The organism is Paraburkholderia sp. JHI869, from assembly GCF_038900775.1.
Taxonomy (GTDB): domain Bacteria; phylum Pseudomonadota; class Gammaproteobacteria; order Burkholderiales; family Burkholderiaceae; genus Paraburkholderia.
This window is the reverse complement of the sequence record NZ_JAYMSC010000046.1, coordinates 44,825-54,266: the sequence shown is the minus strand read 5'-3', so window position 1 is coordinate 54,266 and position 9,442 is coordinate 44,825. Positions and strand designations below refer to the sequence as shown.

Genomic DNA, 9,442 nt, shown 5'->3' with positions numbered 1-9,442 from the left:
TCGCCACTCGCCACCAGGTGCAAGCACCCGTGCTGCCGTTCGACTTGCATGTGTAAGGCATGCCGCCAGCGTTCAATCTGAGCCAGGATCAAACTCTTCAGTTTAAACCTGTTACTGTTTTCGGTTCAGTTAAGAACCGGTCGCTCACTCAAAGCTGACAGGAATTTGAATTACTTCAAAAACCTGACTTACTTTAGTGTGAGACTCTTGATACTTTTGCTGCTCCCGACTTCATTCCGGAGAACAAGGTCAGGCCGCCACCGCATCAAGCGCCCACACTTATCGGCTGTAAATTTTTAAAGATCGATCGCGAAAGCGCCGTTAAACCATCGAACTACCCGGCGCTTTCTACGTTGCTGCGTCAGCAGCAGAGAAACGAGATTATGAAGACTGTCTAGCGATCTGTCAACAGGTTTTTTTACTTCGTTCAACCTGCCGCTCAACTTCGAATCACCCGCAGACCCAGTCGCCACAAGGCTTTCGCCTCAAGCTTCCCGTCTCCCCGCGCCTTCATCGAAAGCGCGAAAGACCGGAATTCTAGTCATGCAAGTGACATCTTGCAAGCGGTTTTTTGAACGGCTAGCGAAGGCAGGTTAAACACGGTTCGCCTGCTCCAAATAGCAGTCGCCATAAGCAGTCGCCATAGTCCTTCCGGCTGATGCCTTCCAGCCCCGCAGCAACGACGATCCCGCACCGCACCCACGCCCGTCCGACGCGGCCCTGCTGCCCAATCCGATGGCGCGCACGGAACCGACTAGAATATGGGGTTCTCTGCACCCCAACTCACAGATTTATGCGCTCGCGAATCGCCAAACGCCTTCCTCCTGACGCCGACAAGCTCGTCGGTCTCTCGCTCGCCCTGTTCGCCTCGGGCAGCCGCACCGAAGATCGTTTCTGGGAGGCCAAACTCGACACGCTGCTAGCGAAGGTCGTGCGCAACGGCAATCAGACTACGCTCGACGCCGCGCTCGATCACTTGCAGCAGAACCATCCGGACGCCTACGGCGCACTCGCCGATATGGCCGAGACGCACAGCGAATCGTTCATCATCGAACACGACGGCGCGCAATACGAAGCCCTGCTCGTCGCCGCGCCGGTGCTGGCCTGGACGCGCTATGTCATCCCTTCGGGCCCGCTGAAGGTCGACGGTGCCGATGCCCTGCGCACCCATCTCCAGGCGCACGTGCTTGCGAACGGCACACGCGTGGCGATGGCCCCGTATCTCTACAGCATCGACCAGTTGCCGCGCCACCACGTCGAAACCTGGCGCCTCGCGCAACAACTTACGCAGGCGGCGCTGAGCGGCGCACCGGCGAAAATCAGCTCGGGCGAACTGCCGGAAACGTCGCCGATCCTCGCCGATCCGCGTTTCCTGCTCGCCGTCGTCGCCGCACCTGTCGGCGCGCCGCTTTTCCGTTGGCAGGAAGAGGAGCACGGCTCGCGCATTGAGCGTGGTCAATGCCTCGAACAATGGGCCACCCAGGGCGGCGCCAACCTTGCCGTCGTCATGCCGGGCTGTGAGTTCGAGTGCCTGCTGCCAGACGCCTATTACTCCGCCTGCCGCGACGCCGACGAGCGCGTGCGCCCGCACACGATCCGCACCGCCGTGCGCTATCTGCTCGACACGATCGGCGCGGGCGCGCAGGACTTGCGCGCCGTAGTCGCCGGCTTCGGCGAGCGCCGTATCGACGAATACCGCATCGGCTTCACCAAACGCGGCAGCAATGACGTCCTGTATGGCGTGGTCTGGCCGCTCTATGGCCGCGAGAACGGCGACGCCGACATCGACGAAGAACCGACCGAAGAGGATGTCAGCAGCGGTCCGCTCGAAGAGATCGTTGCGCTGCTGAAGGAATCGGGTATCACCGACATCCGTCGTCACGCCGGCCGCTTCGAGCCGGAATATTGCGATGACTGCGGCGTGCCGCTCTATGCGGATCCGCTCGGCGAGATCGTCCACGCCGAGATGCCGGAAGATGCTGAGCCTGTACAGCCACACTTCCACTAAGACAATTCCAAAATTCCTACCCGGTCCCGCCTGTGTGCGGGACTTTTTTTTGCCCTATGTCTTATGCCTTTTGGACAGGCCGCCAGCGCCCAACCTTTTTGTCATCATGGTGCTGTTGGTCTGGTTCACCGCCGTTTAGAAGCGGTGCGCGTTGCACAACATTTCGAGAGGCCGTCAACGAGAGGAGGGCAAATCCATGCGGTTCGTTGTACTCAATCCGGACGCCGAAAGGCGTGAAGGGCTCAAGGCGCTGTTAAGACAAATCGACCGTCGCGCACGCTTCAATGACGCGCCGGACTGGCGCAGCGCTGAGCGCGCCATGCAACGGTTCACCCCCAACCTGATCGCGATCGACTGGCACGACGGTATTCGCGCCGGCGAATTGCGCCACTTCGTCATGCGGCACCGCAGCCTGCCCGTGGCCATCCTCGTAGACAGCGCAGAGACGCCCGCGACCGTGCGTGCGCTCATCGATGAAGGCGCCCGCGGCATCATCCGGCGCACAACGGACTCCATCCTGATCGTGAAGTTTCTGGAGCTCATCATGCTCGGCGGCGATCATCTGCCGGCCGATGTGCTCGGCCCGTGCACGCCGTGGCCCTTACCGCCCCGGCGCAACGCCAAGGCCGCCGCGCAGGCCCGCAAAGTGCGTCCAAAGGTCCATCTGTCGCCACGGCAGGAGCAGATACTGCGCTGCGTCCATATGGGCAATACGAACAAGATGATCGCGAGAGCGCTCGGCATCAGCGAGGGCACGGTGAAAGTCCATCTAACCAGCATCTTCCAGCAGCTCGGCGCGCCTAATCGGGCGGCGGCAGTCGCGATCTATAACGGATTGCTCGCGAACCAGTTGCAGGTGCTGCGCGCGCAGTACGAGCGGCCGGCGAAGCCCAGGCACGGCGAGCACGGCCCAGTGCCATTGCGCGCACGTGAGAGTCTGCCGTTCCGCTATCCGTTGCTGTCAGGCGACAGTGTGGAGCCGCTGCCGATCGCCGCAGAGCCCCTGCCACCCTATGGCGACCCTGCCGCGGCGCAGCAGGTGCGCCCCGCCGAGGTCGACGAGGCCAGCGAGAGCGTGGACGAGGAAGCCCTGGTGCTCGCTCGCGCACACGTCTTGCCGTCCAACGAGTAATATGAAGCACATGGGGTTCCTATTTACACCGCTTCCGCTCTGGGTTGCTATCGGTGCCTGGGTTGTCACCGTGGGGCTGCTCGCGCTCGCGTTGTGGAAGAACCCCTTCAAGCGTCTGCAGGACGCGACGCTCCAGCACGTGTGGCTCGCGATCGTCGTCGCGATCTCCGTGCTGTGGGCGAGCAACGCGTGGCTCGAAGACGGCACCGTGCTGCACTTGCTCGGCGCCACGCTCGTGGTCACGCTATTCGACTGGGGGCTCGCGCTTGTCGCCATGGGCGTCGTCGTGGGACTCGCCGCGCTCGTCTTCGACGCCCCCTGGGAAGGGATCGCCCTCACCTTCCTGATATTCGGCGCGTTCCCTGTCGCGATTTCAACGCTGCTGCAGCGCGCCTGCACGGCGTGGCTGCCGCGCAACCTGTTCATGTTCATCGTCGGCCAAGGCTTCGTGTCGCCGGCCATCGCCGTTTCGGCGGCGGCTTATCTCGCGCTCGGCACCCATGTCGCGCTCAACGGCGGATCGGCCCTTACTGTGCCCGCAGGTTATGCATTCAGCGTATTTCTGCTCGCCTCTGGCGAAGCCTGGTTCACTGGCATGGCAACAGCGCTGATCGCCGTCTACCGCCCGGCCTGGGTCACCACCTATGACGTGCGCCGCTATCGCCTGGGCGGCCCGCGAACCTGAGCGCTGCTTCAGCCGATAGCGCAGCCGCCAGCAACTCGGCAACTGGCGCGACGACACGTCGCAATCGACCGTCGACGCGTACACAGCAGCGCCTGCGTCGATCCCACCGTTCAGGCGGAAGAAAATAATTGTTTCCAGATTGAACTCAACCGGGCTGCGCCGCATCTTACCGTGCCTGACGTCTCACCCCTCTTCCCCTAGCAAGCAGATAGATGGACTGCAACCATGCATCCCGCCGGCTGTTGTTCGTAGCCGGTCAACTGGCGGCGTGCGCCGCGAGCCTCATGCTCATCGCCGCGCCAGCCGCGCAGGCCGATCAACTCGATCGACACAACGATCTCGTCAATCAGTTCGTCACCCAGATGCACGCGGACCCACTAGTCGCGGATTGCGCGGCGCACGGCGATTTCGTGGCAAGCACGTCGGCGGCACTCGATCACGTCGAGTTTCCGCCAAGTTCTTTCGACAGCGCACACGCGAGCGTGACGCCGTGGAACGACTCGTTCGACGAAGGCAAGCAGCGCGTGAAGGTCGATACGATCGTGACCGTCGACGGCATCGGCATTTCCAGGGAAAGCGGCAACGCGCCCTACGATCTGAAGTTTCGCTGCGGCTATGTCGGGCAGCAGATGCTCGCGTTCAGCTGGAACGATCCGGTCCCGCCGGCGCGCGCGCATGGCGAGCGCAGCACGGCGCCGCAGAGCGGCGCACATGGAAAGGGCAAGCATTCGCCCAAGAAGGCCACCGGCAAGGGTTCGAAGAAGGCGCCCGCGAACAAGTCGAGCCACAAGTCGTCGACAAGCAGCACGAAGTCGACCAGCAAATCGACAACGACAAAAACTACCGCGAAGAAAACGACTTCAAAGAAGAAGACGGCGACTACCTGAACTCGTCGTTGTTCTCGATGCAAAAAGGGGGAAACGGCATGGCCGCTTCCCCCTTTCTACATGTCCGTGTGACGCACACTCGCGTTACGCGAACGTCTCCACGTGATGCAGGATGGCCTGCAGCATCGCAGCGCCGAGCGCGGCGCTACGCTCGCCATTCCAGCCTACGCGCTCATCGGGCAGATTGGCGTTGTCCTTGAACGGCATCTCGAGCGTGAGCGACAGGCAGCCATAGCGATGGCCGATGTACTTCGACGCGAGCTTGAGCGCATCTTCGCGGTAGCGGCTCGCCTCGTAGCCGTGCTGATCCTGGAAGTCGGGGCTCGCCACCTTGAACGCCTCGATGAACGCCTTCTGCTCCGTGCGTTGCTGATCGGTAAAGCCCGGCAGCATTTCCGAGCCCGCCACGAATACATAAGGCAGCGTCTCGTCGCCGTGGATGTCGAAGAAGAGGTCGACGCCCGTGGCTTCGATCGCATCGCGCACGGCCAGCACTTCGGGGCTGCGCTGCGCGTCCGGACCCATCCACTCGCGGTTCAGGTTCGCGCCCACGGCGTTGGTGCGCAAATTACCGTGCACGCTGCCGTCCGGATTCATGTTCGGCACGATATGGAACACGGCGCGGTCGTACAGCTTGCGCGCGACCGGATCGCCCGCCCAGTCGCCCCAGCCGGCAAGCCGCTTGATGAGTCCTTCCACGAACCACTCGGCCATGCTCTCGCCCGGATGCTGGCGCGCGATGATCCATACCGTCTTCTTCGGCTTGCCGTCAGGCGAGGTGTCGCCCGGCATGCCGAGCGAGAGCAGCGACATAGGCCGGCCTTCCACGCTCTGGCCGAGTTCCGTGAGCGTGGCGTGCGGCAGTTGCTGAAGCGCACCGAGGAATTCCGAGTGACGCTCCTCGCTATACGGCTCGAAGTACGCGTAGTAGATGCTGTCGAAGTCGGGCGTGTGGTCGATAACGAGTTGCTTGCCGTCATAGCTGGTCGGCACGCGGAACCAGTTCACGCGGTCATAGCTCGCCGCGGCCTGGTAGTCGCGCCAGCCTTCTGGAAACGCACAGGCCGACGCGTTCTCGAACGTCATCACGCAACGCTCGCCGCGCACACCCGAGACGCGGAAGTAGAACCATTGCGCGAACTCGGACTGGTTGTCTGCGCGCACGCGCAGACGAATGTCGTCGGCGCGCTCGCACGACAGAACCTCGATCGCGCCCGCATCGAACTGGCTGGTGATGGCAATCGTCATAGTCTTTTCCTTCCGGCTCGCTTGTTCACTTACTCGGCAATACGCCGACGAAATACATAGGTCGAATCGTTCGATGCATCTGCATCGAATGCATAGCCTTCCACGTCGAATGCCTTGAGCCCTTCGGGCTCGGCAACGCGGTTCTCGACGGCATAACGCGCCATCAATCCGCGTGCGCGCTTCGCGTGGAAGCTGATGATCTTGTAGCGTCCGCCCTTCCAGTCTTCGAATACCGGCGTAATGACGGGCGCGGCGAGCTTCTTCGGCTTCACGGCCTTGAAGTACTCGTTCGACGCGCAGTTCACCAGCACGCTCGCGCTCTTCGCCGCTTTCGCGCGGTTGTGCTCGATCTGCGCATTGATCGCGTGCGTGATGCGCTCGCCCCAAAACGCGTAGAGATCCTTGCCGCGCGCGTTTTCAAAGCGCGTGCCCATTTCAAGGCGATAAGGCTGAAGCAGGTCGAGCGGACGCAGCAGACCGTAGAGCCCGGAGAGCACGCGCACATGCTGCTGCGCATAGTCGAGATCCGCCGACGAAAGCGACTTCGCGTCGAAGCCTTCGTACACGTCGCCGTTGAATGCGAGCACCGCCTGCTTCGCGTTGCTCTGGCTGAACTGCTTCGACCAGTCGGCGTAACGCTGGAAATTCAGGCGCGCGAGCGGGTCGGAAATGCTCATGAGCGAACCGATCTGCTGCGGCGAGAGACGGCGCAGGCCCGCGATCAGCTCGGCTGCGTCGTCGACGAAATCGGGGATGGTGTGGGTTTCGATGTGCGCCGGCGTGTCATAGTCAAGCGATTTGGCCGGCGACAGAACGATTATCATAGAGGCTTGCAGGCACGATGTGCCGATGTTCAAAGGCGAAAGCCCGATTGTAGCGAATTCACGAATGACCGGCCTCACGCCCCCAACCGCAGCATCCCTTTCGCCCGCCGCCGCACCGGCGCTCCCCATAGTTCTCGACTCGAACGTCTGGCTCGATATTCTCGTGTTCGACGACCCGCACACGCGCCCCATTCGCGAGGCGCTCGAGCGCGGCGCGATCCGGGCGCTGATCGACGAACGCTGCCGGGCCGAACTGGCCCATGTGCTCGACTATCCGCAGTTTGCCGGCCGCGGCGTCGCGAAGGCGGACGCCCTCGCTGCGCTGTCCGGGCTAGTGGCGGTGATCGAGCTGCCCGAACTTCCCGCCGACGCACGGCCCCTGCCCCAATGCCGCGACCGCGACGACCAGAAGTTCCTGGAACTGGCGCGCGCAAGCGGCGCACAGTGGCTCGTCTCAAAGGACCGCGCGGTGCTCAAGCTCGCGAAGCGCGTGGCGCGCGACTTCGGCTTTCGCATTGCGACACCCGACGCCTTCGTCGCCGAATGCGTGCAAAACGCCGCTCAAGCAGCGCAGGCCTGACAAGGCGAAGACAGCACGCGCACCCGGGCTCACCACCGCAGCCGCGCCGATTTGCCTACAATCAACCTTTCCTGTCCCAACGTCTGACTTCCGCCCGCGACATGAACGCACCGCATCCCACGCAGAATTCGCAGGACACCCTGCTCACGCCCTCTTTTCCGTCGCGTCTGCCGAACGTCGGCACGACGATCTTCACCGTGATGAGCGCGCTTGCCGCCGAAAAGGGCGCGGTGAACCTGGGCCAGGGCTTTCCCGACTTCGATTGCGACACGCGCATCGTCGACGCCGTCGCGCAAGCCATGCGCGAGGGCCACAACCAGTACCCACCGATGGCGGGCATCGCCGCGCTGCGCGAAGCGATCGCGGACAAGATCGAGCATGTGTATGGCCGCCGCTACGACGCGAATACCGAAATCACCGTGACGGCGGGCGCCACGCAAGCGCTGCTCACGGCGATTCTCGCGACCGTGCATGCGGGCGACGAAGTGATCGTGGTCGAGCCGACCTACGACAGCTATCTGCCGTCGATCGAACTCGCGGGCGGCAAGCCCGTGTTCGTGACGCTCGAGGCGCCCGACTATGCGATTCCGTTCGACCGCCTCGCCGCGGCCATCACGCCGAAAACGCGCCTCATCCTCATCAACACGCCGCACAACCCCACGGGCACGGTGTGGCGCGCCGAGGACATGCAAAAGCTCGAGGAGATCGTGCGCGGCACCAACGTGCTGGTTCTCTCCGACGAGGTGTACGAGCACATGGTCTACGACGGCCAGCCGCACGAGAGCGTGGCGCGCTATCCGGAACTGGCCGCGCGCAGCTTCATCGTGTCGAGCTTCGGCAAGACCTATCACGTGACGGGCTGGAAGGTGGGCTACGTGGCCGCGCCCGCGCCGCTCACGGCCGAGTTCCGCAAGGTGCATCAGTTCAACGTGTTCACCGTGAACACGCCGATGCAGTTCGGCCTCGCGCAATACCTGCGCGATCCGAAGCCGTATCTGGAACTGCCCGCGTTCTATCAGAAGAAGCGCGACTTCTTCCGCGCGGGCCTCGCCAACACGCGCTTCAAGCTGCTGTCATGTGAAGGCACCTACTTCCAGTGCGTGGACTATTCGGCGATCAGCGACCTGCCCGAAGCCGAATTCTCGAAGTGGCTCACCGCGGAAATCGGTGTGGCCGCCATTCCCGTGTCGGCGTTCTATCACGAGGCGCACGAATCGGGCGTCGTGCGCTTTTGCTTCGCCAAGCAGGAAAGCACGCTCGCGACGGCGCTAGAGCGCCTCGCACGGCTCTGACGTGCTTCGCGCGAGATGAATCCGCGAACGGCAGTGTGTTCCCGATCATCGCGCGCGATAACGTGCAAAGCGGCGTGCAAGACGCCGCGACGCTTACGAGTTCGCCTCGATGTAGGCCTTGCGGTCGGCGTTGACGCGCTGCGCAGTGGGACGCTCGCCGATCAGCTTGATATACGACTTCCAGTCGATGCCCACATCGGCGAGGAAATCGCTGCCGTACACGGCCTGCGTCGCGCGGCCCACGAGCGGCAGGCTCACGAACGCCGCTGCATCGGCCACGCCGAACTGCTCGCCCGCCACGAAAGGCGCGAACTTCGCGATCCGCTTGAAGGCCGCCACATAGCGGCGCAGGCGCTTTTCCATGGTCGCCTTGACCTCTTCTGTCGCCTTGCCGCCGAAGAACGCTTCGCCGTAAAGCTCGCGCGCATTCAGCTCAAGATGCGTCTCGATGAAGACGATGAGTTCGCGCTCTTTCGCCGCCTGCCACGGATCCGCCGCGAAAATAGGCTTCTCCGGAAAGCGCGCCGCCAGATACTCGACGATCACTTCCGACTCGCACAAGAATCCCTGCTCCGTTTCGATAAACGGCACCTTGCCGCCCGGCGACTGCGCGAGCAGCGCCTCGTCGAGCGGCAGCTTGTTCGGCACCTCCTCGAACTCGATACCGTGTTCGAGCAGCAGAAGCTTGACCTTGTTGTAGTAATTCGAAAGCGCGAAACCGTGCAGCTTGATCATCCTCATTGCCTCCTTGAGAGCGGCAGTCCCCTTACCGAAACCGCCGAACCG

9 protein-coding genes and 1 rRNA gene are annotated in these 9,442 nt (G+C 62.9%); 6 read left to right on the top strand and 4 right to left on the bottom strand.

The window, feature by feature from the left end; genetic code table 11:
• Positions 1 to 104: ribosomal RNA gene (locus tag VSR72_RS40500) — 16S ribosomal RNA — on the bottom strand; the annotation flags it as partial.
• 689 nt (positions 105 to 793) lie between these two features.
• Here VSR72_RS40500 and VSR72_RS40495 point away from each other — a divergent pair.
• The 4 genes from VSR72_RS40495 to VSR72_RS40480 all read left to right on the top strand — a co-directional run bounded on the left by VSR72_RS40495 (position 794) and on the right by VSR72_RS40480 (position 4,712).
• Positions 794 to 2,008, top strand: coding sequence for a DUF2863 family protein (locus VSR72_RS40495; protein WP_342957803.1), 1,215 nt, complete (start codon positions 794 to 796; stop codon positions 2,006 to 2,008).
• 196 nt (positions 2,009 to 2,204) lie between these two features.
• Positions 2,205 to 3,140: a response regulator transcription factor gene (locus VSR72_RS40490; protein ID WP_342957802.1), complete on the top strand. Its 936-nt coding sequence runs from the start codon at positions 2,205 to 2,207 to the stop codon at positions 3,138 to 3,140.
• A gap of 10 nt (positions 3,141 to 3,150) precedes the next feature.
• Positions 3,151 to 3,825, top strand: a complete 675-nt coding sequence (locus VSR72_RS40485) for an energy-coupling factor ABC transporter permease (protein WP_342957801.1) — start codon at positions 3,151 to 3,153, stop codon at positions 3,823 to 3,825.
• A 212-nt stretch (positions 3,826 to 4,037) separates the two neighbouring features.
• A complete protein-coding gene (locus VSR72_RS40480; protein ID WP_342957800.1) occupies positions 4,038 to 4,712 on the top strand; it encodes a hypothetical protein in 675 nt (224 codons plus the stop codon).
• Positions 4,713 to 4,796: 84 nt separating this feature from the next.
• On the opposite strand, the gene VSR72_RS40475 is transcribed toward VSR72_RS40480, so the two are convergent.
• A complete protein-coding gene (locus tag VSR72_RS40475; protein WP_342957799.1) occupies positions 4,797 to 5,960 on the bottom strand; it encodes a M14-type cytosolic carboxypeptidase in 1,164 nt (387 codons plus the stop codon).
• Between the two features lie 29 nt (positions 5,961 to 5,989).
• On the bottom strand, positions 5,990 to 6,784 hold the full coding sequence (yaaA, locus tag VSR72_RS40470; protein ID WP_342957798.1) for a peroxide stress protein YaaA: 795 nt from the start codon (positions 6,782 to 6,784) through the stop codon (positions 5,990 to 5,992).
• Between the two features lie 64 nt (positions 6,785 to 6,848).
• Here yaaA and VSR72_RS40465 point away from each other — a divergent pair, with 64 nt between their 5' ends.
• Positions 6,849 to 7,364 (top strand): putative toxin-antitoxin system toxin component, PIN family, encoded by a 516-nt coding sequence (locus VSR72_RS40465; protein WP_342957797.1) that lies wholly within the window; start codon positions 6,849 to 6,851, stop codon positions 7,362 to 7,364.
• Between the two features lie 101 nt (positions 7,365 to 7,465).
• The gene (locus VSR72_RS40460) at positions 7,466 to 8,656 is read left to right on the top strand and encodes a pyridoxal phosphate-dependent aminotransferase (protein ID WP_342957796.1); all 1,191 of its coding nucleotides are present in this window, start codon (positions 7,466 to 7,468) and stop codon (positions 8,654 to 8,656) included.
• A 93-nt stretch (positions 8,657 to 8,749) separates the two neighbouring features.
• Here VSR72_RS40460 and VSR72_RS40455 read toward each other — a convergent pair whose 3' ends face one another.
• Positions 8,750 to 9,391 (bottom strand): glutathione S-transferase, encoded by a 642-nt coding sequence (locus VSR72_RS40455; RefSeq protein ID WP_342957795.1) that lies wholly within the window; start codon positions 9,389 to 9,391, stop codon positions 8,750 to 8,752.
• Between the last annotated feature and the right edge of the window lie 51 nt (positions 9,392 to 9,442).

What these genes read in the sequence shown, in the direction of transcription:
- VSR72_RS40495 (WP_342957803.1), top strand. Translation starts at nt 794, where the DNA reads ATGCGCTCGCGAATCGCCAAACGCCTTCCTCCTGACGCCGACAAGCTC.
- VSR72_RS40490 (WP_342957802.1), top strand. Translation starts at nt 2,205, where the DNA reads ATGCGGTTCGTTGTACTCAATCCGGACGCCGAAAGGCGTGAAGGGCTC.
- VSR72_RS40485 (WP_342957801.1), top strand. Translation starts at nt 3,151, where the DNA reads ATGGGGTTCCTATTTACACCGCTTCCGCTCTGGGTTGCTATCGGTGCC.
- VSR72_RS40480 (WP_342957800.1), top strand. Translation starts at nt 4,038, where the DNA reads ATGGACTGCAACCATGCATCCCGCCGGCTGTTGTTCGTAGCCGGTCAA.
- VSR72_RS40475 (WP_342957799.1), bottom strand. Translation starts at nt 5,960, where the DNA reads ATGACGATTGCCATCACCAGCCAGTTCGATGCGGGCGCGATCGAGGTT.
- yaaA (WP_342957798.1), bottom strand. Translation starts at nt 6,784, where the DNA reads ATGATAATCGTTCTGTCGCCGGCCAAATCGCTTGACTATGACACGCCG.
- VSR72_RS40465 (WP_342957797.1), top strand. Translation starts at nt 6,849, where the DNA reads ATGACCGGCCTCACGCCCCCAACCGCAGCATCCCTTTCGCCCGCCGCC.
- VSR72_RS40460 (WP_342957796.1), top strand. Translation starts at nt 7,466, where the DNA reads ATGAACGCACCGCATCCCACGCAGAATTCGCAGGACACCCTGCTCACG.
- VSR72_RS40455 (WP_342957795.1), bottom strand. Translation starts at nt 9,391, where the DNA reads ATGATCAAGCTGCACGGTTTCGCGCTTTCGAATTACTACAACAAGGTC.